This is a genomic window from Nocardia vinacea NBRC 16497 (assembly GCF_000308835.1).
In the GTDB taxonomy this organism is placed as follows: Bacteria; Actinomycetota; Actinomycetes; order Mycobacteriales; family Mycobacteriaceae; genus Nocardia; species Nocardia vinacea.
Map to the genome: position 1 here is coordinate 35,902 of NZ_BAGN01000428.1, position 25,781 is coordinate 61,682.

At 63.1% G+C, this 25,781-nt stretch carries 20 protein-coding genes and 4 pseudogenes; 7 read left to right on the forward strand and 17 right to left on the reverse strand.

Features of this window, described 5'->3' with window-relative positions:
- The first annotated feature begins 191 nt into the window (after window positions 1-191).
- From ON44_RS45415 to ON44_RS45425, 3 genes are read left to right on the forward strand one after another with little or no spacing between them, the layout of a single operon-like run.
- Window positions 192-1,538: a flavin-containing monooxygenase gene (locus ON44_RS45415; RefSeq protein WP_040701655.1), complete on the forward strand. Its 1,347-nt coding sequence runs from the start codon at window positions 192-194 to the stop codon at window positions 1,536-1,538.
- The gene (locus ON44_RS45420) at window positions 1,535-2,410 is read left to right on the forward strand and encodes an SDR family NAD(P)-dependent oxidoreductase (protein WP_040701656.1); all 876 of its coding nucleotides are present in this window, start codon (window positions 1,535-1,537) and stop codon (window positions 2,408-2,410) included. The genes ON44_RS45415 and ON44_RS45420 overlap by 4 nt, the downstream gene beginning before the upstream one ends.
- Window positions 2,407-3,834, forward strand: a complete 1,428-nt coding sequence (locus tag ON44_RS45425; RefSeq protein WP_051183420.1) for an aldehyde dehydrogenase family protein — start codon at window positions 2,407-2,409, stop codon at window positions 3,832-3,834. Before ON44_RS45420 ends, ON44_RS45425 begins: the two co-directional genes overlap by 4 nt.
- Before the next feature lie 32 nt (window positions 3,835-3,866).
- Here the strand turns inward: ON44_RS45425 and ON44_RS45430 are convergent, their stop codons facing one another.
- Entirely contained in the window at window positions 3,867-4,919 is a 1,053-nt protein-coding gene (locus ON44_RS45430) for an AraC family transcriptional regulator (protein ID WP_040701657.1), read from the reverse strand.
- Between the two features lie 670 nt (window positions 4,920-5,589).
- On the opposite strand from ON44_RS45430, the gene ON44_RS45435 reads away from it, so the two are divergent.
- Window positions 5,590-7,563, forward strand: a complete 1,974-nt coding sequence (locus ON44_RS45435) for a YhgE/Pip domain-containing protein (protein WP_040701658.1) — start codon at window positions 5,590-5,592, stop codon at window positions 7,561-7,563.
- A 71-nt stretch (window positions 7,564-7,634) separates the two neighbouring features.
- Complete coding sequence (locus ON44_RS45440; protein ID WP_040701659.1) at window positions 7,635-8,129, forward strand: TetR/AcrR family transcriptional regulator; 495 nt, start codon at window positions 7,635-7,637, stop codon at window positions 8,127-8,129.
- Window positions 8,130-9,202: 1,073 nt separating this feature from the next.
- Here ON44_RS45440 and ON44_RS45445 read toward each other — a convergent pair.
- Window positions 9,203-10,295 (reverse strand): annotated as a pseudogene (locus ON44_RS45445) (IS110 family RNA-guided transposase).
- Window positions 10,296-10,514: 219 nt separating this feature from the next.
- A pseudogene (locus ON44_RS51220) lies at window positions 10,515-10,741 on the reverse strand (transposase); the annotation flags it as partial.
- 276 nt (window positions 10,742-11,017) lie between these two features.
- On the opposite strand from ON44_RS51220, the gene ON44_RS45455 reads away from it, so the two are divergent.
- Complete coding sequence (locus ON44_RS45455; protein ID WP_040701660.1) at window positions 11,018-11,296, forward strand: IS110 family transposase; 279 nt, start codon at window positions 11,018-11,020, stop codon at window positions 11,294-11,296.
- Between the two features lie 36 nt (window positions 11,297-11,332).
- Window positions 11,333-12,483, forward strand: a pseudogene (locus tag ON44_RS45465) (IS3 family transposase).
- A gap of 80 nt (window positions 12,484-12,563) precedes the next feature.
- Here the strand turns inward: ON44_RS45465 and ON44_RS45470 are convergent.
- The 14 genes and pseudogenes from ON44_RS45470 to ON44_RS45530 all read right to left on the reverse strand — a co-directional run bounded on the left by ON44_RS45470 (window position 12,564) and on the right by ON44_RS45530 (window position 25,729).
- Window positions 12,564-13,214: a GntR family transcriptional regulator gene (locus ON44_RS45470; RefSeq protein WP_040701662.1), complete on the reverse strand. Its 651-nt coding sequence runs from the start codon at window positions 13,212-13,214 to the stop codon at window positions 12,564-12,566.
- Between the two features lie 185 nt (window positions 13,215-13,399).
- Window positions 13,400-13,498: pseudogene (locus ON44_RS49345) on the reverse strand (aminotransferase class III-fold pyridoxal phosphate-dependent enzyme); the annotation flags it as partial.
- 58 nt (window positions 13,499-13,556) lie between these two features.
- Window positions 13,557-14,690, reverse strand: a complete 1,134-nt coding sequence (gene solA, locus ON44_RS45475; protein WP_040701663.1) for an N-methyl-L-tryptophan oxidase — start codon at window positions 14,688-14,690, stop codon at window positions 13,557-13,559.
- A gap of 3 nt (window positions 14,691-14,693) precedes the next feature.
- Window positions 14,694-15,023, reverse strand: coding sequence for a hypothetical protein (locus ON44_RS51600; protein ID WP_169338174.1), 330 nt, complete (start codon window positions 15,021-15,023; stop codon window positions 14,694-14,696).
- A 150-nt stretch (window positions 15,024-15,173) separates the two neighbouring features.
- Window positions 15,174-16,580 (reverse strand): NAD(P)/FAD-dependent oxidoreductase, encoded by a 1,407-nt coding sequence (locus ON44_RS45480; protein ID WP_040701664.1) that lies wholly within the window; start codon window positions 16,578-16,580, stop codon window positions 15,174-15,176.
- Between the two features lie 104 nt (window positions 16,581-16,684).
- Entirely contained in the window at window positions 16,685-17,419 is a 735-nt protein-coding gene (locus ON44_RS45485; RefSeq protein ID WP_040701665.1) for an SDR family NAD(P)-dependent oxidoreductase, read from the reverse strand.
- 68 nt (window positions 17,420-17,487) lie between these two features.
- On the reverse strand, window positions 17,488-18,606 hold the full coding sequence (locus ON44_RS45490; protein WP_245567579.1) for an alanine racemase: 1,119 nt from the start codon (window positions 18,604-18,606) through the stop codon (window positions 17,488-17,490).
- A 101-nt stretch (window positions 18,607-18,707) separates the two neighbouring features.
- Window positions 18,708-19,193, reverse strand: coding sequence for a RidA family protein (locus ON44_RS45495; protein ID WP_040701666.1), 486 nt, complete (start codon window positions 19,191-19,193; stop codon window positions 18,708-18,710).
- A 45-nt stretch (window positions 19,194-19,238) separates the two neighbouring features.
- Window positions 19,239-19,925: a haloacid dehalogenase type II gene (locus ON44_RS45500; protein ID WP_040701667.1), complete on the reverse strand. Its 687-nt coding sequence runs from the start codon at window positions 19,923-19,925 to the stop codon at window positions 19,239-19,241.
- A gap of 641 nt (window positions 19,926-20,566) precedes the next feature.
- Entirely contained in the window at window positions 20,567-21,253 is a 687-nt protein-coding gene (locus ON44_RS45510; protein ID WP_083898586.1) for a GntR family transcriptional regulator, read from the reverse strand.
- A 360-nt stretch (window positions 21,254-21,613) separates the two neighbouring features.
- Entirely contained in the window at window positions 21,614-21,976 is a 363-nt protein-coding gene (locus tag ON44_RS45515) for a cupin domain-containing protein (RefSeq protein ID WP_040701669.1), read from the reverse strand.
- A gap of 247 nt (window positions 21,977-22,223) precedes the next feature.
- A complete protein-coding gene (locus ON44_RS45520; protein WP_051183422.1) occupies window positions 22,224-22,904 on the reverse strand; it encodes a GntR family transcriptional regulator in 681 nt (226 codons plus the stop codon).
- A 37-nt stretch (window positions 22,905-22,941) separates the two neighbouring features.
- A complete protein-coding gene (locus ON44_RS45525; protein WP_040701670.1) occupies window positions 22,942-24,396 on the reverse strand; it encodes an NAD-dependent succinate-semialdehyde dehydrogenase in 1,455 nt (484 codons plus the stop codon).
- A 79-nt stretch (window positions 24,397-24,475) separates the two neighbouring features.
- Complete coding sequence (locus ON44_RS45530) at window positions 24,476-25,729, reverse strand: aspartate aminotransferase family protein (protein ID WP_040701671.1); 1,254 nt, start codon at window positions 25,727-25,729, stop codon at window positions 24,476-24,478.
- Window positions 25,730-25,781 lie beyond the last annotated feature (52 nt).

Below are 25,781 nucleotides of genomic sequence, written 5' to 3' on the forward strand. Positions count from 1 at the left end.
ACTCGATCGACCCAACGGTGATCGGTTGGATGGTCGATGTTCGCGCCGATCTGAGATGCCCCTCTGCTGGGTGTCGGCAGGGAAATGGCCGCTGAGGCCCCCTGAGTGGCCGCGCGAGCCAGTTCTCTCCCGGCGTCGCGTACATAAAGTCATCCCACATCCGAATGCACAGCAAGAAGGAGGTGGGGACGATGTCGGACCCAACGTATGACACCTGCGTAATCGGGGCGGGACCGGCCGGACTGGCAGTGGCCAGGGCTCTGGCGGAGCGGAATCTCCCCTACACCCACATCGAGCGTCACACCGGTGTCGGCGGTCTGTGGGACATCGAAAACCCTGGCAGCCCGATGTATGAGTCGGCTCACTTCATCTCCAGCAAAACCCTGTCAGGCTTCGGTGGATATCCGATGCCGGACCACTTCGCCGACTATCCGCCGCGGCAGCAGATCATTGAGTATCTGCGGTCCTTCGCCGATGCTTACGGGCTCACCGAGCGGATCGAGTTCGGGGTCGCAGTGCGGTCCGTGGAGAAGAACGCCGACTCCACGTGGACGGTGACCCGGGACGACGGCCGGGTAACCGTGCACCGGCAGGTCGTGGTCTGCACCGGCGCGCAGTGGCATCCCAACGTTCCTGAGCTGCCCGGCAACTTCGCCGGACAGATTCGGCATACAGCCTCCTACCGCAGTGCGGACGAGTTGCGCGGCAAGCGGGTATTGGTTGTCGGTGCCGGCAATTCGGGCTGCGACATCGCCTGCGACGCGGCGCGGTCGGCCGACCACGCCGTGATCAGCATGCGCCGCGGTTACTGGTTCATCCCCAAGCACGTCTTCGGCCGCCCGGTGGATACGCTCGCGCATGTCGGTCCGAAGCTTCCGATGTGGCTGGAACAGCGTGTCTTCGGCGCTCTGCTGCGTCTGCTCAACGGAAATCCTCTCCGACTCGGGCTGCAGAAGCCGGATCACAAACTGTTCGAGACGCACCCGGCCGTCAACTCACTGTTGATCCATCACCTACAGCATGGGGACATCACCGCGAAGCCGGGCCTGGAGCGTACCGCGGGGAACACGGTTTACTTCACCGACGGCAGCAGTGACGAGTTCGACCTGATCCTGCTGGCCACCGGTTATGTCCACAAGGTGCCGGTAGCTCAGAAGTATTTCGGTGGCGAGCAGCACCCCGACCTGTACCTCTCGGCGTTCTCCCGTGAGCACCAGGGCTTGTTCGGAGGGGGCTTCGTGGAGACCAACTCGGGCGCCTACCAACTGTTCGACACCCAGGCTCAGCTGATCGCAGGATTTATCGACGACCAGCGGCACCAGCGGCCCGGCGCCCGCCGCTTCGCCGAGATGATCCGTACCGACCGCCCGGACCTGACCAGCGGTCTGAAATTCGTCGACTCACCCCGGCACACCGGATACGTCGACAGCGGCGCTTTCGTGAAGTACCTGGCAAAGGTCGCCTCGCGGATGGGCTGGCGCACACAGGGGCAGGCGCCCTCGGCGCAACCGGCCGGGTCACTGGTGGTCGCGCCATGACCTACCAATTCCGCGGCAAAGTGATCTTGGTGACCGGCGGCGCCGGTGGTATAGGCAGCGCCCTATGTCACCGATTCGCCACCCAGGGGGCGGTGTGCCTCGTTGTCGACATCGACCAGGCCCGCGCCGAGCGGATCGCGAACGGACTACCGGGCGGCGGGCACAGCGGGATCGGCTGTGACCTTCTGGACCAGACGGCGGTGGAGCGGCTGTTCGACGAGGTATCGGACGCCCACGGCAGACTGGACGTACTCGTCAATAACGTGGGCATGACCAGTGCCGAACGGTTCGACGTGCGAAGTGTCGCGAGTATCCGGCAGGAGATCGAGCTGAACCTGCTCTCCCCGCTGATCACAACGAGGATCGCGATTCCGCTGCTGCGCGCCGCACCCGACCCCCGCGTGGTGACTACCGTCTCGCTGGCCGGCATCTTCCCGCAAGGGGAAACTCCTATTTACAGCGCCTCCAAATTCGGCTTGCGCGGTGCAATGCTCTCGATCGCTCTCGACCTGCGGGACAAAGGGATCACAGCCGGATCGGTACTGCCGTCTGCGACCGACACTCGCATGTTGCGCGAAGAAGCCGTCGACGGCGGCAACGTCCTGCAGTTCCAGGACCCGCCCCAGCAACCCTCCGACGTCGTGGCGGCAGTGCAGCGGCTGCTGGACCGCCCCGTGCTCGAGGTCTACCCCAAGTCGAGCGAGTCCTACCTGGTGCGCCTGGCCATGCTCGAACCAAACCTGCTACCACGGCTCATCCCACTGTTTCGCAAGAAAGGCGCGCGCGGAATGGCCCGCTACCTGGACGAACTGCGCCGCCGCGGGCTGGCCCGCCAGACCGACGGACGCTGGGAACTCGTGGAGGAAGCATGACCCCGGCACAAACAGCCGATCCCACCGGGATGCATGTTGTCAACCCGGCCACCGGGCAAGTCATGGCCACCGTTCCCATATTCGACGCCGTACAGGTCGCTGCGGCAACCACGCATGCCCGAGACGTATTCGACTCGGGGGTCTGGTCCTGGCGTCCGCCAAGGGAAAGAGCCGCGGTCCTGCTGCGACTGGCGGAACTCATGGAACGCGATGCCGAGTTGTTGGCACGGCTGGACAGCGAGGACGCCGGCAAGCCGATCACCGAGTGCCTCGTGGGCGATGTCCCCGGCGCGATCGAGTCGACCCGGTTCTTCGCCGAAGCAACCGATAAGCTGTTCGGCCGCATCGCTCCAACAGGACCGGAGCATCTCGGACTGGTCACCCGGGAGCCGATGGGCGTAGTCGCGGCAATCCTGCCGTGGAACTATCCGCTGGCCATGGCGGCCTGGAAGATCGGACCGGCCCTGGCCGCGGGTAACAGCCTGCTGCTCAAGCCCGCCGAAGCAACCCCCCGCTCCGCGCTCCACCTGGCCCGGCTGGCGACCGAAGCCGGAATCCCCGACGGAGTGCTCACCGTTCTCACTGGCCCCGGGCCGGTCACCGGTACCGCCCTGGCCCGAGACCCCCTGGTCGGCGCGCTCTCGTTCACCGGCTCCACCGCGACGGGACGGCGCATCCTCACCGAAGCCGCCGACACCAACTTCAAGCGGGTATCCCTGGAGATGGGTGGCAAGAGTCCCCAGGTGCTGATGGCCGATGCGCTCGACTTCGGTGACGAACTCATCGAGAACATGATCGAGGCGGCCTTCCTGACGATGGGCCAGAACTGCACCGCTGGCTCGCGGATCCTGGTCCACCGGGACATCGCCGAGGAGGTGCTGGCACGGTTCGTCACAGCGGCCGGGGAACTCACGATCGGCGATCCCGCGGACCCCACGACCCGCATCGGACCGCTTATCAACCGAGCCGCCCGCGACCGGGTCGCGGCAGCGGTGGACGCAGCTCGATCCGCCGGAGCCGACGTCCACGCACAAGAGCTGCCCGACGGTCTGCACCCACACGGCGCCTACTACCCACCGACTGTCCTGACCCAGGTTCCGGACGGCAGCGCGGTTCTCACCGACGAATTATTCGGACCAGTGGTCACCCTGCAGACCTTCAACTCCGAAGCCCAAGCGATCCACTTGGCCAACTCCACCGCGTACGGCTTGGCGGCCTCTGTCTGGACTCGTGACCTCGACATCGCTTTGCGCCTGGCGCGGAGCATCGAAGCTGGCATGGTTTCCGTCAATGCCTACAGCGAGGGCGACATCACGGCGCCCTTCGGTGGCTGGAAGCAATCCGGATTCGGGGGCGTGGAGAAGTCCACGACGGCTTTCGATCAATGGACCAGGGAAAAGACGGTCTGGATCCGCACTCGCTGAATCACGCACCGCGGCTTGGCTTTTCGGTCCGATTATTGGATCTGCCTGCGCAATTCCAAGGGTGCCATGCCGTACCACCGCCGCACCGCCCGCCGTAGCGCCCGCTCGTCGGAGAACCCAGCCTGGTGGGCGATTTCGCGCAGCGTGCGCTCCGGTCGGCGCAGCAGCAACTCCACCCGTTCCCGCCGGACCCCGTCCACCAACTGTTCGTAGGTCGTACCACACTCGGCCAGCCGCCGGCGCAACGTGCGCTCGCTGGCAGAGTTACGGCGAGCCTGCTCGGCGAACGAGGGGACAGTCGGCAAGGACTGGGCGATCGATACCTCCAGCAGCTCCAGCAATTCCTGGCGGTCGCGGCGGGCAGCCATTTCAGCGTCCAAAAGCTCTAGCGTCGATGCAAAGGTGACCGGGTCATGGCCCGGCAGGACCATGCGAGCCCAAGCCCGACCGAACACGAAGCGGTTGTGTGCCGCTCCGAACTCCACCGGACAGCCGAACAACCGGCTGAATGGCTCTGTCTCGCGCGGGGTCGGGAAGGTGAAGCCAACGCGCCGCGGACTGAACTGTGGGCCCACCGTTAGTCGCGCGAGAGCGACAGCGCTGGCGAATGCCTCCTCGATCAGGAAGACCGCCACAGCGGGGTACAGGGCCGGATCGGGCAATTCCACGCGCACCACGAACCCATCGGACTCCCAGGACGCCGACCACATAAGCATCGCACCCGACAGATTCTGATACTTCACGCCGACCGAGATTGCGTGCTCCAACGTATCGCAGGCCATCATGGCGAAGCCGAGCAATCCCCATGAAGTCGGACCCTGCACCGAACCCACCCGCAGACCCAGATGTTCATCCCCAGTCAGCGCCAAGGCCCGCTGAATCACCGCCGCGCCCTGCCGGTAGGAGACCCGCCAGGCGGGCGAGCGCAGCACGGATTCGTCCAGGCCCACGTTCGCGAACAGCGGGCGCAGATCGACCCCGTCCTCAATGGCGGTAACGGCGAGGTATCGCAGGATGGTCGGCGGCACCGTGGCCGAGGTGCTGCGGTTGGTACCCGAGAATTCCGGTGCCGGGATATCGGACATCGCATCGCCTCCACACTGTCATATGCGATTCAGGAACCCGGAAAGGAACCGATCTCCTGTTCGCCTGTACTGCTCGTTGAACCCCATCGAACCTCAAATGCTTCGCATTCTCCGGCGACGGTACACCGACCTGCAGGGCCTTCCACGTGATACTTAACAGCATTGGCGGCCGACGAGCCCTTGAAATAATTCTTTGACGAAAGGGGCGGGCGACCCGTAGGCAACCGAGTGATCGTTTCAGGGATCTAAATGCTGGGACGACCACACCCACGCGTATTCAGGTAACAGTGAGGCGGCACCGCCGCCACTCCAGCTTCGACTGGCTCACGCTGGCATCGGTTTCCTTACATCTCGCAACCGAGCGAATACCAAGCGGGGGCAGCCCACTCGTAAAGCGGCGAGCCGAGCTCGAATCGGCAGCCGCGCCGGATTCCATATCTTCGGGTGGCCACGACTTCTGATCCGCCGCAGGGGCAAAGGAGACACAGAGAGGGGCAGTTCCGCCAACATGGCGTCCTCGGTGCACCCGCCGGTGTTCCGCGTCACTAGCGTCGTGGGCGGTCCGATGGCGCCCGATGACGAAAATCGCCAACAGTCGGCTGATCATCATTCTGCTGGGCCGGGGCACCGCGGATAACCCACATGTTTTTTGGGCGCAGAAAGGACCGTCATGGCGCGCAATTCACTCGCAACTCGAGTCGGAAGTTGGCTCAAAGCATTCCCCAAATCCGGCCCCGCCCGCGTGCTGTTAATTCTGGGGCTCGTATTGCCGACGCTGATTTCCGCCATTTACATGTGGGTGATGTGGGATCCAGAGGTATACCTGCGACAGGTTCCCGTCGCGGTCGCAAGCGACGATCTCGGTGCCGTAGTCGACGGTAAACCTGAGAACATCGGCGCGGGGATCCTGGACAGTCTCGTATCGGGCAACGATCTGCAGTTCCACCGCGTCAGCAGCGCCGAGGCACTGGACGGACTGCGCGAATCCCGGTACGCGTTTTCCGTCATCATTCCCAGCGACTTCACACGCGACATCTCGACCATTACAGACCCCGAGCCGGTCCACGCGCGAATCATGGTGTGGTACAACGACTTCAACGGAACGCTGGGGCCCTCGGTTGCCAACGGTGTGGTAGCGGACGCCGAACGGCAGATCACCGCGTCGATCGGACGTGAATATGCCGGACAACTTCTCGTCGGTATCAACCGCCTTGGGGCGGGGCTCAGTGACGCGTCGCAGGGAGTATCCCAAGCAGCATCTGGCAGCAATCAGCTCGCCGACGGCTCCGCTCAGCTGGCGACCGGACTGGACCAGGCTTTCGTCGGCGCGACAACTCTGGTCGATGGCACAGGCCAGCTCAGAGCCGGAACTGCGCAGCTGGCGACCGGGGCGACTCAGCTGGTCGGTGGCACAGACCAACTGGGCTCCGGCGCCGTCCAGATACAGGACGGGGTGGACCAGATCGTCACGCCGGTACTCGCCGTCCTCGATCCCCTGGATCAGCTCACGACAGAATTGGCGCCGGTACTCGATCAGCTGGCGAACAGCTCCGATCCGTCGCTGACCGCCGCTGCTACCCAGCTTCGGGCACTCATCAACCAGGTCCGCCGAGCTGACCCCAGCAGCATCACCGCCCAGCTTGCCCAGTTGCACAACGGAACACGCGAACTCGCACGACAACTGACCGATCCCCACGCCGACTACCGCGCAGGAGTCCTCGCACTGGCCAACGGAGCGACTCAACTACGCGACGGGTCGACCGCGATCGACCACGGCATGAATGAACTCGCCACCGGGATCCGGCAGCTTTCCGTCGGCGGGCACCAACTGCAAAGCGGGGCTGCACAACTGAACGACGGCATGCGACAACTGGACGTCGGGTTGCGGGATGGGTCGGCCGCCGCGCCACACGTCGTAGATAGGAATGCCTCCGCCATGATGTTCAGCGAGCCATTCACGATCGACGTTCGGAATCAGGAGCCCAGTGAACTGGTTGTCGGTGGCGACCGCAGCCGCAAGATCATCGCCGGCGGCGCGGGTCCGGTGATCGTGATCCTCGCAACGTTTCTCGCTGCGATCGTCGTGTGGATGTTGCTGAAACCGCTGCGCAGCAGCACGATCGGTGGCTCGATCCGGCATCGCGCGTTGCACACAGTACGCGGCAGGACACTTCAAGGAGTTGTCGCCGGGATCGTTACCGCCGCTGCTGCGGCAGGTTATGGAAAATCGGTCGGCTGGGAGCCACAGAATTGGCCTTCGATGATCGCCGTCGTGATTCTGGTCGGCATCACAGCCGCTGTCACTACTCATATGTTCGTGGTGTTGCTGGGGCGCCTCGCAGGGAGCATCACTGCCTTCGGCTTCTATATGTTCCAGATCTTCGCCTTCGGTGGCGTTTTCCCGCCGGGGACGACGCCATCGGCATTCGAACCTTTCGAGAACATCAGCCCGATGACCTTTGCCCGGCGAGCAATCATTCGCTGCGACATCGCTCTCTACGACCGGATGTTCTGGGTCTCGATCGGCATGCTGATCGCCATGATCGTCTTCGCCGCTGTCGTGACGGTTTCGGCGCAGTACTTGCGCCTGCGTGCGCAAGCCGAGGAGCAGCCCGATCATGCGGGAGATCTTGCGCATGTCTGAATCTGCGAGCCAGCTCGGTGCCGTCGTTGCGTAGCGGCCTCACCGTTCGACAGAACGATCGACGATCGGCGATGGTCGCGGCCGGAATCGAAATAGTCGCGGCGCGAGGTCCTGCGGCTTCGGTGCGCGATATCGCGAAAGCGGTCGGCGTACCGACATCCCTGGTCCACTATTACTTCGATTCGAAGGAGAATCTGCTGCGAGAAATATATGGCTCGGCTGCGAAAATTCTCTCGCAGGTTGATCTCGAGGTAAGCCCGGGTGCCGCGATCCATACCGCCTCATCGGCGTTGGCGGACCAGCTGGTTGAGCATCATGGCCGTCACCTCAGTCCATGGCGGACATACATAGGCCTCACGCTGTGGGCAATTCGAAGTGAGGTAGACCTCGGACAACGGGAGGCGATCCTTGAACGTCACGAGCCGGTGACGAGGGCAATGGAGGCAGTCGTACTACGCGCGGCGGAGGGGGAACTGACCGACATGATGGCTCGCGTGATCCTTGCACACGCGGACGGTCGGTCGCTTCGACAAGATGTCTTCGACAGGTGGGATACGCCTCGTTGATCGGGAAGGCAGCACCGGAAACGCACGCCCTGACCCGCCGCCACTGATGACTTCCATGACTCGGATCGAGCACCACTCCCGTCCATCCGGTCAGCGCGGTCGAAGCGACCCTCGCAGGTATCCGCGACGTCACCGGCAACCTGTTCGGCCGTGCCCCGCACATGATCAGATGGGTCGCCGATGCGCGAGAATGCCTCGGCGGCGGCCTGGTCGTTTTGCACGTCCATAACATCGGACCCGAATTCGCCACACAATAACGGAAACCTCGAGGCACGATACATAGTCCGCGACGTCCGCGCAGAAGTAGAGTCAAATCGCAATGCTACCAACCAATTACATGAAGTGAGCCAGACAGGGAGAGATATTTGACCTCGGTTTGCTCCTGCCCTATCGTGATCAGGGTCAATTGTCGACGCTCTTCGAATTCCGAAGAGCGCTGACAGTCAATAATTCTCAAACACGCCGATGTGTCATGTGCGAACCGAAGTGCGTTTATAAGTCCCCTCTCGCGCATTACTCGAGCACGTATTTGCATCAAATTTGATGCAAATACGTGCTCGATCACCTCCTCGCGCACGTTCGCCCTCGCTCAGGCAGTCATACCTGGCCGAGATCAGACAGCAAAGCCGCTCGCAGCACACAGTTCCGTCACCGTCGACACCTCTGCGTGCGCGAGCGGGAGTCCGCTCGCCCCCTCTCTAACGTGGGGCAGCAGCACGACTGAGACGGACGCATGCACGAGCAATTCCGCGCGCACGTCGTCGGGAACTGCACACAGGCGAGCCACACGAAATGGCATTGGTGGGGCTCGTTTGCGTCAGCACGAGCAAGCAGGAGACAAGGCGCCAGCACGCCGACCTCTATCCGAGGATGCCGCTGGTGTCGAGCGGGGCGGCCATGGATCCTGTCTCGTGACGGTGTGGTTGCGGCATTCGCAATACGTTGATGAGGCGACTTTCACTCCGAGCTCGGTGAGCCCGGCGCAGAGAGACTCGACGCCCCGCCGCAGGCCGCCGCTCTCGCGGCGGCCCTGGTGTTCGGTGATGAACCCGATTATCAGCGCTGTCGCCGGTCTATCTCGACGATGCTCCTATGTCAAGCCGCCTGCAACACAACCGGTTTCGTGAGCTCGATGGCGACTGAGCGGCGGCTCGCTCGTCGGTGATCAAAGCGCGGTAGACGACATCGGACAGCCGCTGGCACAGCAGGCGCATAGCCTCGACGCGGTCTTGCCGCGAGCGGTGAGCTTGTCGACGTAGTCATTGCCGGGGCCGAGGCCACGGGCTTGGGTAAGCGCGATCATGTGCAGGGCACAGTTGATCCAGCGGTTCCCGCCGCGGTTGAGCCGGACCTTGCCCGGCGTGCTGCCCGACCAAACCGGGATCGGCGCGGTCCCTGTAAATCGCGCATAGGCGTCTTTATTCCGGAACCGTTGTGCCCCAGCGGTTTCGCCGATGATCACTGCCGCCGAAAGCACCCCGCATCCGGGACGGCGAGCAGGCCTGGTGCCAGCAGCCGGACCCGGTCACGCAGCTGCCGTTCCAGATCGTTGATCTGACGGGTCAGCTCGCGGCAGCGGCCAGTCATCTCTCGCGTGAGCTGGGCGACCAACCCGTTGAAGCTGGTGAGGCGTTCGGCGAGGTCGTCAATGACGCAGTAGCGGCGCAGCCCACGAGCCGGAATCTCGAGACCGGGGTCGAGTTCGTGAAGGTGCCAGCGCAGCCGGTTGATCAGCTCCGTCCGCTCGGTGACCAGGACATGCCGGTAGTCCGACAGCAGTTTCACCTCCCGTGCTGAACCGTCCAGGCGGGCGATCGGGAGGTCCGGCTCGCGCAGCGCCGCGTGCGCGACGGCGAGGGCGTCGATCGGGTCGGACTTGCCCTGCTCCCGGCCACCACGACGAGCAGCGGCCATCAAGTGCGTCGGCACCCGAACAACTTCGAATCCTGCTGCGAGAAGGTCGCGTTCGAGCCTGCGTGTCACATGGCGGCAGTCCTCCAGGGCGAACTTCGCCTCCGGCCACTGCGCGGCCCACTCGACCGCCTTCAAATGGTCTTCGCTGGTCGTCCCGACCGTCTTCTCCGCGAGTCAGCGACCGACCGCGTCAGCGGCCACCAAAGTATGGCTCCGCTTATGGGCGTCCACACCAACAACGACCTGGCTCAAAGGGTTTCATCCTCTCCACGAGCTCGGAATCTGGCGAGCCGAGTGAGGACGGGCACGCGTCAATCGGGCATCGAGCGCGCTCCTATCAGGCCACGAACCCCACCGGCCGGAACCCGGCGGGGCCGCACATCGTGACAAGCCACCAGCATCAAACAGCCGGGGCAGCGAAAAACGAGCGAACCCCGCCAGGCTTGATCATCCTTACATTGACGCGAAGAAAGCCGCTTTCAGAATTGCGTTGGCGCGCTTGAGTTCTGCGTTCTCACGCCGCAGTCGCTTCAGTTCCTCGGACTCCTCGGTCGGGACACCCGGACGCGCACCGGTGTCGACCTCACTTTGGCGCACCCACATCCGCACCGTCTCCGGGTGGCCAATTCCCAACAACTCGGCTACTGTCCGCATCGCCGCCCACTCCGACCATGCTGATTACGGATCTCCACAAACATCCGCACGGCCCGCTCACGCAGTTCGGCCGGGTACTTCCTCCTCGACACGACTCCATCCCTAAGTTCTGTAGCTGTCCGGGGTGAGTGCTCCGGATGCCCAGGGCGGTGGGGTGTGGCTGACGACTCCGCGCAGGTGTTGTGGCTCTGAAGGAATGGCCGCCCCGCCGCACTGGACGCTCCGGCCACTCATTGAGATCCGATGCGAATCGTCGCTGTTTAGGGACCTGATGGCGGGGTTGTCCGTGGGCCTAGGGTTGCGACGACAGGAGTGTGGGAGTGGCACTGCGCCAACGGGTCTGGATCGGCATCGATGTCGGCAAGGCCAGCCATCATGTTTGCGTGGTCGACGACCGCGGCAAGCCATGCTGGGCGGGCAAGATCGGCAACGATCAGCGCTCTATCGAATCGGTGATCGACCGGGCCCGCGAGACGGCGATCGAACTGCGATGGGCGATCGACCTCACCAGTCCTCTTGCTGCACTGCTGATCACGACACTGCTGGCCGCCAGTGAACAGGTTGATGTACCCCGGATTTTCCGGAGTCGGTTTGGTTGACTTCTGGGTCACGGCATCGTCGAAGGAGATGTGTTCGTGGCCAAGCGTTATCCCGAAGAGTTCCGTCGTAAGGTGCTCGACCTGGTGGCGGCCGGTCGACCGATCGCTCAGGTCGCCGCGGATCTGGGTGTCAGCGGTCAGACGATCTACACCTGGCGCCGGCAAGAGGAGATCGACACCGGCCGAGCGCCTGGGATGAACCGCGGCGAACAGGCTGAGTTGGCCGCGGCGAAGCGGCGGATCCGGGAGCTCGAACAAGAGGTCGCGATCCTCAAACGCGCTCGTGAGCTGCTGCGGGAGGAGCCCAACCCAAAAGGCGATACGCGGCCATAGCCACCATGGCCGCTGAAGGGCTCCCGGTGCAGCGGGCCTGTCGGCTACTCGGAGTCGCCGAATCTCGGTACTACGAATGGAAGAACCGTTCGCCGTCGCAGCGGGAATTGCGGCACGCGTTTCTGCTCGAACAGATTCGCGCCATCCATGCCGCCTCCCGCGGCACCTACGGCGCGCTGCGGGTGCACGCCGAGCTGACCCTCGGCCGCGGGATCGCGGTCGGCCATGGCCAAATCGAGCTGCTGATGGCCCGCGCCGGGATCAAGGGGCTCCCCGGTAACCGGCGCCCTCGCCCGAAACACCAGACCCCGACTGCCGGTGACCTCATCGGTCGTAAGTTCGCCCAGACCGAACCAAATCGCTTGTGGGTCACCGACATAACCGAACATCACACCCGCGAGGGAAAGGTGTTCTGCGCGGTCGTGCTCGATGTCTACTCCCGCCGGGTCGTGGGCTGGTCGATCGATTCGACTCAGACGTCGGCGCTGGTCACCAACGCGCTCGGGATGGCGATCGCCAACCGGTCACCGCAGCCGGGCACGATCATCCACTCCGATCACGCTGAGCAGTTCACCTCATGGGCCTTCACCGAACGGGCGCGCAAGTCCGGGCTGGTGCCATCAATGGGATCCATCGGCGACTGCTACGACAATGCTGTCATCGAATCCTTTTGGGGCAGAATGCAAACCGAGTTGCTGAACCGGCAGCGGTGGAAAACTCGAATTGAGCTGGCCAACGCGATCTTCGAATACCTCGAGATTTTCCACAACCGCCAGCGCCGCCACTCGTCCCTGGGCATGCGCACCCCGATCGAGTACGAGATGATGCAACCGTCAATCCAACCCGTGGCCTAGAGTCCAGCATCCCGACTCCGCGAAAACCGGGGTACATCAGAGTCCCCGGACTAACCGGGCGGATTCACAGTCGGTCTCGTTTACAGTTGGGCTCGGAGCGCATTTTGCATTTGACTGACCAACTCTTCACGGAAGCCATCGATGTCACCCTCCAAAACAAGCGCAGCTAGTCTCTCGTGCTCAACGGCAATGTCATGCAGGTTGCTGTAAGTACGATGGTCGACTGCGAGGTAGAGACGCAGCTTGGTCTCCCAACCATTCCAAAGACTTCGCAGAGCGGCGTTGCCCGAAGAGTCGTAGAAGAGCCGGTGGAAGCGAAGATGAGCGTCAATGCTGGCCGGGATATCGTTCGTGTCCGTGGCGCGGTGGAGTTCCTCGATGGTTTGCATTAGCCGAGGCCGCTCAGGACCACACAGCTTTTCGGCCGAGAGCTCAGCAGCGTACGGCTCGACAAGTACCCGGATCGATGCGATCTCGGCGACGTCGCGTGCAGTCACCTCCACAACGAACGCCCCCCGGAAGGGGATCTTCACGACCAGCCCCTCCTCCTCGAGCCTGGTCAGCGCCTCGCGTAGTGGGGACCGACTGATCCCGAGATCTTCAGCAATGTGCGTCTCGCGCAGTTGTCCGCCTTGAGGCACAGTTCCGTCAAGGATGGCGGTACGCAGCAAGCGGTAGACGCCGTCCGGCGTCGTGGTCCGCTGCTCTTGCCACTTGAACTTGCGGTCCATCGGGCCCTCTCTTTGTCGATTGTCGACTATACAGGCCCCCGACGTCGTGGGACCTGTGTCGTGCGCCGCTGTCGGGCATTGCAGTGCATGCTGCCCCCGCAACTCCTCGCCCAAAGCGACATCGTGAGTGCAGCGTTTGAGCTGTCCTCCTCGCCCTCCGCATACCGTTAGGGCCCAGTCGTCGGCCAGAACTTGCCGGTGCGACCCACGCCGGCTTGGACCTCGTCGAGGACATGTACGAGGCCGTGCCGGTCTGCCCATTCCCGCAGTCCTCGGAGGAAAGCACAGGCGTATTGCAACACTGTGCGATGCCAGACCCGTACTACTCACTGACAGAGTGGTCTAGCCCGTCTTGAACCGTTGAGGGCGTACGAATTCTAGGCCTTCGAATGACTGTTTGCCGAGCGCTTCGTACGCGGCAATGTGGCCGTACCCGGTGGCATTTTTGAATCCGCCGCCGGAGAAGCCGGTGGCGCAGTAGATCCTGCTTGACTCGCTGAATCGGCCCACCAGCGGGTTCCGGTCCTCGGTGTAGAGGTCCGGGAAGGCGTCTGAGCGGACGATCGTCGGGATGAGTCCGGGGAAGAATTCCGAGACTGTTTCGGTGGTCTCGGTGATTTCGGCTGTGGTGAGTTCCCTGGGGACGCCGCCGGGGTCGGGCGTTGCTGTCCCCCGGCCGTCAAGAGTGGCTTTGACTGTGACCCCGTCGACGGCGGGGGCCCCATACATTGAGCGGTCCTCATAGAGCCGGCTGAAAACGGGAAAACGATCCGGTGTGAACTCGGCTGCGTCGCGGGCGACGAACCAGGTCAGGAAGACCCGTTTGGTTTCCGTGGCAGCCGCGAGATGGTCGGGCATGAGGCGTTGGGACCATCCGCCGCAGGAGACGATGACGTTCTCGAAGGTCCAGGATTTCTCACCCGAAGTCACAACCACCCCGTGTGTGTTTTCTTGGATGGCGTCGATGGGGGTGTGGGTCTGGACTTGCGCGCCGTTGGCCTGGGCTGCGGTAACGGCGGCGGTGACGGCACGATCGGTGCGTAGAGCCCCGGCGTTGGGGTCGTAGACGGCGATGTCGTCAGTCCGGAGGTTGTGTTGCGGGTAGCGTTCGGCCATTTCCCCGCGGGTGAGGATTTCGTGAGCGGCCCCGTTGGTTCTGGTGGTCTCGAGGAGGCTGCGGATGTAGGACCCGTCGGCGGTTCCGATGGAGAGTCCGCCGCAGCGGGTCAGGATGTCCTGTGCGGTATCCGCTTCCAGTTCGCCCCAGAGATCCCGTGAGCGTTCCAGAATGGCGTAGTAGCTGGGGTTGCCGCGGTAGACCATGCGGAACAGACGGGTGTCCCCACCCACGGCGCTGCGTCCGTGGGCGGGCGAATGTGCCTCGAATCCGACGACGGAGTCGGTCAGGCGCGAGGCCTGCCACAGTGCCATGCTGCCGATGCTGCCCAGGCCAATGACAGCGAGTTTTCCATCCATGTTCTACAGCACCTTTTCCAGGAACGACTGGGCATCAATGTCCTGATGGCGGCCATCACGGCAGCATTGGTCGGTTTGCCCCAGGCCGCCTACAAGGCGGAAATCATCCGAGGCGGCTTCTCTGCGGTCGGCAAGAAGGATCGTGAGCAACAGGCCGCGAAGGATCGACTCGTGCATGAAATACTTCGCTGCCGCATCCCCACATGAAATTCGGATTGGTCGCAACGGAAAGCGGAGGCCCAGGCCAAGCGGGCAAAAGGCGCCCCATGCCACGTATTCAAAGATGCTTCTAGACTGCAGCCCAGGCTCGAGTGCAGGATCCAATTCACTCATTTTAGCGTCATTTCTATCGGTAACTGTCGGCAGCACGGGTCTACTCCCTCAGCCGATCTCGGCATCACTGATGGCGCCTGTTTCGAGCCCAAGCGGGTCCGGGCGCACCTCGAGCGCATCGCGCAGCTGCGGGAAGCCTGGTTCGTTGCACTATTCGTGAAGTCCAGCGAGTCTGCTGCCGAATCTGGCCAAGAGCGACGTCTTGTGGGAATCTCTGCGCTCTTCCCATTGATCAGCAAGACCAAAAAGCCGGTACATTGCGTGAACACCTAGCCAGCGGATGGGCTCCGGTTCCCATTTCCGTGCGCGGTAGCCGACCCAGGGAAGTGTCGTCCTTTCTGTCTCTTGTTCGAAAGCCAGCTCCGCCAGAGTGCGCCCGCCGACGTAGGCTGCCGTCACGCCGTGTCCTGCGTAGCCGGCAGAAGATCCAATCCCGGACGCTGGATCCCAATGCACCCCGCCGTTCCAGTCACGGGTAACCCCGAGGACTCCAGACCAGGCGTGGTCCACTTCGAAATCGATACCGGGGAAGAACGAGCCGAGCTTTGCAGAGAGCAGGTCAATGATGGACTGGGCAGTGGAACCGGTGTCGCCCGTGCCGGACGCGTAGCGGTAGGGCGCGCCCCGCCCGCCGATCGCGATACGGCCGTCCGATGTTCGCTGGGCGTAGATGAAAGTGTGTGCTGAGTCGCTGAGACACTGCAGGCCGTTCCAGCCGATCTGCTGCCACGCGTCCTTCGATAGCGGCTGGGTCACGATCATCGAGGAATTGATCGGTATCAGAGTCCTGCGACCAAGCAGCTGACCCGAATATCCTTCGGTGCAGATGAACGTTTTAGCCGCGGCCACCCGCCCGCCGACCAGGCTGAGCGTCGTCCCATCGATGCTGTGGACCCGGCTGCCTTCGTAGATGCCGACACCCATGTCTGTGAGCGTGTCAGCAAGGCCATAGACAAGTTTCGCCGGGTGGAGCCGCGCGCAATGCTTGTAATAGAGACCGCCATGGACGGTGGCTATGTTGATTCTGCTTTGAAACTCGTCCCGGGCGAGCAGTTGCACCTCGTCCGCGGTCAACCCATATTTCAAATCGGCTTCACGTCGGGTTACCAGCCTGCCGAGCCCCGCCCGGGTGTGGGCTGCCGTAAGGGTGCCACCTTTGTGCTGATCCGCGTTGATGCCCTCGGCTCGAAGGATATCCAGCACCGAGTCGACGCCGGCGATGAACTCCTGCTGCAGTGCACGGCTCGCTTCCTCGCCGCCCCCGGATATGCGAGCAAAAGTGGCTCGATTTCCTGGAATGAGCGCCGACAGCCAGCCGCCGTTGCGTCCGGACGCGCCATAGCCGATCTGTTCTGCCTCGAATACCGCGACCGAGAGTGAGGGTTCTATTTTCTTGGCGAAGTACGCGGCCCAAAGGCCTGTGTAGCCACCACCTATGATTGCCAGGTCCACGGAATCCTGGTCCGTGAAACGAGGGTAGGCGGGCCTCTTGTCCGCGAGTCCGGCCATCCAGTAGCCGAGTTCTCCGTTTCGGAGTGTTGCCGCAAGCGCTTTCATCTTGTCCTCTCTGCGTGGGCACCGTTGAACTAATAGCCGGACGGGGCCACCGCCCAGAGAGCCTCGGCACAGTACCGGCTGTCCTCCGCTGGACGGCGTGGTGTTCAGAAGGCGGTGTACCCGCCGTCGACAGGGAGGACCGCGCCGGTGATATAGGACGATTCCGACGATGCCAGGAAAAGTACGGCGTCGGCGATCTCTTCGGGGGTGGCGAGGCGTTGGAGCGGTATCTGGGCCTCGCGCCGGCGGCGCTGGGCCTCGGGGTCAGGGCTGCGCTGGAACGATGCTTGGATGACCGGGGTTGCGGTCAGCCCTGGAGCGACGACGTTGACGCGGATGTTGCGTGAGGCCCATTCGATCGCGGCGCCCTTGGCGAGCATGATGAGACCTCCTTTGGCCGCGGAGTAAAGGACTTCATCGGACTTGCCAACCATGCCGAGCCGGGAACCGACGCAGACAAACGAACCTCCTGCGGCGGGCATCAGCGGTGCGAAGTGCTTCATCACCAAGAAGGCGCTGAGCAGGTTGCTGTGGAGCACATCCTTCGCATCGTCGTAGGCCATGTCCGTGAGCGGGCCACTGACCTGCAGACCGTGGTTGAGGACAACGGCGTCGATGGCGCCGAACGCCTCGGCGGCCTGGCGGGCCAGGCCCTCGACGAACGCCTCGTCGTTGAGGTCTCCGGGGACGTACAGGTCTTCAGGCTGGGTACTGTCGATTCGTTCCTTGCGCCCGGTGAGTAGCAGTCGCGCGCCTTCGCGGCGGAAGTGGGAACTCACGGCCTCCCCGATTCCGCTGCTGGCGCCGGTGACCAGGGCCGTGGCCTTGTCAAGTCTCATGTCAGACACCCTTTCGTGAGATATGTTGCTCGGGTTGTTTGCTCGGTCCAGGTTTCCTCCGGGACGGATTAGCTGAGGAATCCGCGGGCGTCGACCGGCCACCGCTCCAGCGACGTGCCCGTGCTGTCGGTGATGATCAATTCCTCGAAATTGAGGACGACCGGGCAGACGTGGTTTGGCACTACCGGAAGCACGGTGCCGATGCCGGGGCGGAAATCGCCGGGGGGCAGCGGGAGAAATCCGTGGTATTCGTTGAGTTTGGCCAGGACGGCCGTCGTGCCGGGGACGGCACCGTAGCCGATCTCGAGGCTGCCTTCGCGGCCGAGGGCTTTGGTGCCCACATCGAGGATGCACTGTCCCTCGATCCAGTCGCTCACGACCGTGCCAGCGACGAACAGAGCAATCTGATCCTCGGTGCAAGCGTCGAGCCGGGTGTTGTTCAAGTCGTTGAACACATACTCGCCGGGACGGATCTCGGTGATCACGCTGCTGGTGCAGAACTCGACGGTGGGAGTGGAGCCCGCGCTTACCACCTCTGCGCTGATACCCACCGCGTTGAGGCTGCGCACTGCGGTGGTGAGCGCGACGTCCTGGTCCCGCGCGGCGCGCTTGCGAGCGTCCCGGCTGGAGCTGCCGTGACCTGGATACGTGAAGACGCCCACCGGCACCAGGCCGCGCTTGCGGGCGGTGACCGCGAGGTCTCCCGCGACTTCGGGCGGCGCACCGGAACGTCGTGCGCCACAGTCGATCTCGATCACGACCTGCAGCCGTTCCGCTTCGTCTCCCATCGCGTCGGCGATGGCATCGATCGCAGCGAAGTTGTCGACGCCGAGCCGCAGCCGGGTGGTCTCGGCGAGTCGGCGGATCCGCGGACCCTTAGTTCCGGCGGGCCAGATCGGGTAGGCGATGAATATGTCGTCGAACCCGGCTGCGGCGAAGACCTCAGCCTCACCCACGTTGCCTGCGGTGATTCCCACCGCTCCGGCCTCGACCTGGCGCCGACCGATTTCGACGCATTTGTGCGTCTTGACATGTGGCCTGACGTCCACGTTCAGCTGGGTGGCAAGGCCCTGCATACGGTCGATGTTGCCCTGCATCACGTCGACCAGCACAATCGGTGCGGGGGTGTCGACCCGCTCGACTAGAGCGTCGAGTGCTCGTTGGAGCCGGTTCACGCTGTTCCTCATGAATCTGTCTGTGAGTGGTAAAAGAGTGCGTAGGCACTCCCTCGATTGCCGCAAGTTCGGGACCCGTACAGCGGGTCCCGCACAACGCCCCCGCGTGCCGCCTAAGCGGGCGTGCAGACCATCTGAATCTCTACAGGGGTGTTGAGCGGTAGCCCGGCGACTCCGATCGCGGTGCGGGCGTGCCGTCCGTTCTCGCCCAACACCTCGATGAGCAAATCACTGGCCGCGTTGGCGACCCGCGACTGCAGACCGAAGTCCGGCGTACTGGCCACGAAGACCAGCATCTGCACGATCCGGACCCGGTCCAGATCTCCCACCGCCTCCGCCGCGGCGGCAAGGCAGTTGAGCGCGGCATGACGCGCGAGTTCCTGCGCAGTCTCCAGCTCCACGTCCCGGCCGACAACGCCCTGCCCCAGCAGCTCACCGTCCTTGAACGGCAGTTGGCCCGAGATATGGATGCTGGAGCCCACCGCCCGGTGATGCACGAAGTACGCGTTACCCTCGAGGACGGGAAGCTTCAAACCGAGGGTTCGGAGCCGGTCTGAAGCCGAGCCGCCCTTTACGGTTTGAGGTAGTGGCGGACTCACGCCCCCACCGCCCTTGCGTGGATCACGATCATTGGTACTTATCCACTAAGCGGTAGGACGTGGGAGCCCGAAGAGGACAGGGAGGTCGGCGATGTCGGTGATCCGTTCGTAGCCGAGCCAGTGCTCGTCGGCCTCGAAGCCCCTGTCCACGTACACCTTGTTCTTGATACCCATGATGGCCGCGGATCGGTGGTCGTACATCGGGCTCGCCGAGACGTGCACGATCTCCTCGGGTGCCGCGCCCAGCTTGTCGAACATGTACTCAAAGGCACGGAGCCGTGGCTTGTAGACGCCCATCTGCTCGGCAGTAATCACGACTTCGAACGGAGCCTGGAGGTTCTCCACCAGGTCCGTCGCATGCGCGTCGTCGCTGTTGGTGATGATGACCAGCGGGACTTCCTCGGCCAGGCGGTTCAGTGCCTCAGTGACACCGGGGTAGGGAACCCAGGTGGGGATGATCTCGTAGACCGCCCGTGCGTCGCGCGCACGGTACTCGATGCCGACCCTACGGGCGGCGCGTTCCATGGAGTTGGCGACGATCTGGTGGAATGGTTTGTAGTCGCCCATGCACTCGTCGATCCGGTACGCCTTGCAGGCCTGCAAGTAGTTATCGGCGATTTCGGCCGGCAGCCGGTCGCCCAAGATCTCACGGATCGCGTCATTGATCCGGAAGTGGATCAGCGTTCCGTTCATGTCGAACGTAACGAACTTCGGTTTGGTTTCGAATGCCATGACTCCTCCATTACTTCGTCCGGCTGTCGTCGATTGTCGACGAGATCGTCGATTGTCGACAATACGCACCATGCTTGTCGGCTGTCAACGACTGGAGGCGTAAACATGAGCCTAGGTGCGTTGGCAAAGGCGGTCCGGTAGGAAGCAACCGGCGAACACACCTGAATTGTCGAAAATCGATCTTGGGCTCGAGGGATCACTGCATCGCCGCGTGGACGACCATGTCGGCGTGGAGGTTTGGGTGCGGGATTACGGCATGTCTGCTGCCCGTCAGGATGAGGTGTGGCGCCCGTGGCCGGCTGGTGAGTCGTTCAGCGCACCAGTGGGACTCTGACCGTGTCGATATAGAGCTGACCGACATGTCTAACCCGAATCCCTTGAGCCTTATGGAGATTCGGAAGAACGGCCGAACGATGGACGGGAGGTATACGCCCGGGTTTGCGTCCGGCAATCTGGCGTACGAATCGGACCGCGGTGATGGCTTCAGCTACACCTTCGGTCCGACCGTCGTTGGGTGTGTCCGGGTAAATCGGAGATCGGGGATGTGAGTGGGCGCCGAGCTGGACGCCATTGAGACCATCTCGCTGCGACGACGAACCAGCGACACGCGAGCGACCCTGCCCCGGCAGGAGATCGAGGGCCTACCCGTCGCCGTCCCGTTCGCGGCGTGCACTTGTCAGCGAGTCGACCGCGTCGGTCATGTGCCGATCGATTTCTGCCAGCATCTCGGGGAGATCACCCCCGAGCAACCGGTCGAGCAACCGCTGGTGTTCCTCGATCGCCGTAGGCGGCCGGATGTACCGCGCGTCAAAAGCCGACATGCACAGCATCGTCTCGGCGGCCAGTGTGGAGAACATACGGCTCAGCCGTGGGCTTTGCGCGGCCTCAACCATCGTTTCGTGGAAATGGAGGTCCTCGCGGGCGAGTTTTTTCCAGTCGCCGGCGTTCATGTACTGGGCGATGTTTTGCAGAATTTCCTGGAGACGATCCACGAGTTCGGCCGGAATCCCGCGTTCGTACACGGTGCTCGCCGCTTCCTTCTCGACGGCGCGCCTGCCACGATAGATGTCCTCGATGTCGCTGATGTCGAGCTCGATGACGAAGACACCGCGGTTGCGGTGGTTGACCAGGAGTCCCTCCTGGGCGAGGCGCTGGACGGCCTCTCGGACGGGACCGCGGCTCATCTGCAGTCGGGCGGCTAGCTGCGATTCGCTGATCTGCTCCCCCGGGGCGAAGCTGCCATCCAGGATCAGTTCCCGCAGCTGCTCCGCGATCACCGCAGAGGTGACCCGAAGAGGCATGGGGACCATGTTGTCGACGCCGGCCATGTGTTGCTGCTGCCTTTCCCCGAATGCACCGTCAACCGTGCCTGATGAACGGCTATTGCTGACTTGTGAATTGTTGACAGTTGGCGATATTACACCTTCAGCGCCAAAGGGCGTCAGTGGCCCGCCGCGCACCGCGGCACAACCTGCGGATACGTCGGCGCAGAGCCAGTCCCCGAGATCCCAATCCGTTCAATCAAGTTCGATTCGCGGGAGGCCCTTGCTGATTTCGCCTGCACCCCCTGTGCCGTCGGTTTTCCGTCTGCCGACCTAGTTCTGGGGGCAAGGCATGCACCGCCGGAGGGCAGGCGCGATCCACGGGATCTGGGCTGCCCTCCGGCGATGTGCTGTTATTTTCGCTGATCAGTCGACCGCGCCCGAAAGGTCCTGCACAACCCACATCTTGCGGAGGGGCGTGTGGATGGTCCAGGTGCCCTCCCAACCGGCGGGGGTCACGAACAACGAACCCGGACCGATGTCGAAGCTGTTGCCGTTGGATTCGGTGATGGTGGCGGTTCCACTGAGAATCTGGCAGATCTCGTTGCAGCCATCCCGGGTGCTCGTGAACGTTCCCGGGGTGACCTCCCAGATTCCTGTCCGCAGACCGTTTCCATCCCAAAGCCGCAGGGAGGCTTCGGTCTGACCGGGCGTCGTGGATGTGGCCTTAGGGATGTGGTTCCCAGGGTTCTCGGTTGTTGCGTTACTCATGACGGTCGCCTTGCCCATGGTTACTCCGTTTCTGGGGTACGCGTGGCTCATGCCTTGGCTGGGGTGGCACGGAACCTATCCGTGCGATTGTTTTACAATCTAGCTAGAGCTCGGTTCTGGAATCGCTTTCTCCCCCTTAAATTTTCGCTATTCGATTTGGGCACGGCAGCAACCCCTTCCGGCCAGCCGATCCGGTGACATCGTCCGAGCGGGGACCGACCGGCGAATCAGTCCCGCCCAGGCAATGACCAACGCTTTCGCCCGACTACTCCTGAAGTGTTATTGCGGTGAGATCATCAACGGCCTTGCGCAAGTGACGACTGATGGCCTGTTTCAGCCCTTCGCTGTCGCCCGCTGCCAATAAGTCCAGGAGATTCTGGTGCTCCTGCACTAGGGCACCCACTCGGGGATAGGAAACTCGGAGGTTGAGGATGCACATTCTGGATTCGGCTGCCAATGTGTCGTAAATCCGAATCAAACGCGAATTTCCTGTCCCTTCGACAAGTGAGGTGTGGAACTTCATATCCAGTCGGGTGAGCGCTTGCCAGTCCGATAATTCTACTTGCGCTGCCATTTCTGTCAGGGTTACTTCCACTGACCGGCAGGTGCGAGCGATTTGTTCCGGTCCGGTTGACAGGAGGATATTCGCGGATGCTGATTCCACGGCCTCTCGCACCGCGTAGATCTCTTTGATGTCATCGATCGACAATTCAGGCACGAAGACGCCGCGGTTCCGCAGACTGACGAGGATCCCTTCCTGGGCCAGCCGCTGCAGTGCTTCACGAACTGGGCCCCTGGATGTGTGCAGCTGACCTGCCAGGACGGATTCGTTGATTTGCTGCCCGGGGCGGAAAACCCCTTGTATAATTTGTTCCCGCAGGTGATCGGCAATCAATTGTGCTGTGGGTCGTCCCTCTAATACAAGCACTCCCTCCGGTGACGCCATGGAAATTTCCTTACCACTTCTCGAACGCAAAGCGCGCCTAACGCGCTATTGCGGTGTATTTGTATTCGAGAAACTCGTCGATGCCGACCTTGCCGCCCTCGCGTCCTAGGCCAGACTGTTTGACGCCGCCGAACGGCGCCGCTGGATTCGACACGAGACCCGTATTCAGGCCGACCATTCCTACTTCCAGTTCGGAAGAGAAACGCATTGCCTTGTCTACACTCTCGGTAAATACGTAGCCAACAAGTCCCCAGTTCGTGTCGTTTGCCAGGCGCACCGCTTCGTCCTCACTGTCGAAGGGGGTGATGGCCGCGACCGGTCCGAAGATCTCGGTTGTCATCAGTTCCGCATCGAGGGGAACGTCGGTCAGGACGGTGGGAGTGTAGAAGTATCCGGGGCCTTCGGGACGGTTGCCGCCGGTGAGGATGCGAGCGCCCTTGGCGAGCGCGTCGGCCACCAATCCCTCGACCTTGTCCAGGGCTTTCTGTTCGATGAGGGGGCCGACATCGGCCCCCTCCAGGGCGCCGTTGCCGACCTGCAGTTCGGCCATCCGCTTGGCGAGCTTTTCTCCGAATTCCTCAGCGAGTGAACGGTGGACGAAGAATCGGTTCGCTGCCGTGCATGCTTCTCCCATGTTGCGCATTTTGGCCTGCATGGCCCCGGCGACAGCTCGTTCGAGGTCGGCGTCGGGCAGGACTACGAACGGCGCGTTGCCGCCCAGTTCCATGGAGGCACGCATGACGTTTTCCGCTGCCTGCCGCAGCAGGATCTTGCCGACCTCGGTGGATCCGGTGAAACTGACCTTGCGTGCGATACCGCTGTTCATCCACGCCTCCACCACGCTGGCGGGGCTGGCGGTGGTCACGACATTGAGAACCCCGTCCGGCAGTCCGGCCTGCCGGAAGATATCGACCAAAGCGAGCGATGTCAGCGGTGTCAGCTCGGCGGGCTTGAACACCATCGTGCACCCGGCCGCAACCGCCGGGGCGATCTTGCGGGCCCCCATCGCCAGCGGAAAGTTCCACGGCGTCACCAATACACACGGCCCGACCGGCTCTTTGCTGATCAGGATTCGGGTGTTGCCATCGATGGAGGTGGTGTGGTCTCCGCCGATACGAATGGCCTCCTCGGAGAACCACCGCAGGAACTCGGCGCCGTAAGCCACTTCGCCTTTGGCTTCAGCGAGGGGCTTGCCCATCTCCGCGGTCATGATGGCGGCCAGCCGGTCGGTGTTGGCGATAACGAGGTCGTAGGCGCGGCGCAGGATGTCCGCGCGCTCGCGCGGGGTGGATTTGCTCCACGTCGCCTGTGCGCGACCGGCTGCCGCGATGGCTTCGAGAGCATCGTCGAGCCCACCGTCGGCCACCTCGGCAATGACTTCGTGCGTTGCCGGGTTTTCCACGGTGAAGGTGGCTTCGCCCGCTGCTTTCCGCCAGGAGCCGTCGATGAACAGGTCGGTGTGCAGAGTGGTGGGGTCAAGGGAGGAGCTCATTGTCGCACTTTCGGTGATCGAGGGACGGGTTCCCCAGGTGGGGATCAGTTCGTCGTCTGGCGGAATCCATGTGGGATGTCTAGGTGTTTGCGGTCTTCAGCGCCTGCGTGAATTTCGTGAGGCCGACTCGGATTTCGTCGCTGGTGACGTTGAGAGCCGGAATGATGCGAATGACGTTTCCGTACGGACCACAGGTGAGAAGCAGCAGCTCCGCGTCGACGGCGGCCTGTTGCACGGCGAGCGCCGTGGCAGCGTCCGGGGTGTTGTCGGCGGTGGTGAATTCGACGCCCTGCATCAAGCCACGGCCTCGAATGTTCCCGATTCCGGAGAACTCGGTCGCGAGGCTTTCCAGGCCCGAGCGCAGCTCGTCGCCCCGGAGCTGGGCATTGGACACGAGGTTCTCGCGTGCGATGACGCCCAGCGTCGCGACGCCGGCAGCGGCGGCGACGGCGTTGCCTCCGTACGTACCGCCCTGAGAGCCCGGCCATGCCTTGGCCATCAACTCTGTGGGGGCCGCTATCGCGGAGATGGGGAATCCGCTCGCCAGGCCCTTCGCCGTGATGACGATGTCCGGCCGGATCCCGGCCCAGTCGTGTCCCCAGAACTTACCGGTCCGTCCGACACCTGCCTGGACTTCGTCCACGATCAGCACGACGCCATGCTGATCGGCGCGTTCCCGCAAACCTTGCAGGAAGGCCGGAGGGGTAGGAATATAGCCGCCGTCGCCGAGGACCGGCTCGATGATGAACCCAGCCGTGTCGGCGGGGGTGCTGATCGTCTGCAGGAGGTGATCGAGTTCCTTCAGGGCAAATGCAACTGCCGTTTCTTCATCCCAACCGAAGCGGAATGCGTGCGGGAAGGGCGCGATGTGCACTCCGCCCATCAACGGCGAAAATCCGGAGCGGAACTTGGTGCCGGCGGTGGTCAGCGAGGCGGCACCCACGGTCCTGCCGTGAAAGCCTCCGTGGAACGAGATGATGTTGGGACGTCCGGTCGCCATGCGCGCCAGACGAATTGAGGCCTCGACCGCTTCGGAGCCGGAGGTGGCGTAGAAGACGCTGTCCAGGCCCGCGGGCAGGAACTCGCCGAGTTTGTCGGTGAGCTCGAGCAGCGGCTTGTGCATCACCGTCGTGTACTGGGCATGAACAATCTTGCCCACCTGCTCGCGGGCCGCGGCGACGACGTCCGGGTGGCAGTGACCGGTGCTGGTCACACCGATGCCGGTGGTGAAGTCGAGGTACTTCTTGCCGTCTGTGGCGTACACCCAACTACCGGCCGCATAGTCGACGACGACTGGTGTGGCCTGCTTGAGAACGGGACTGAGAGCTGCCATGGACTCATACTTTCCTACTGAATTGTTAATTGTCAACAATCGGCAATTTGCT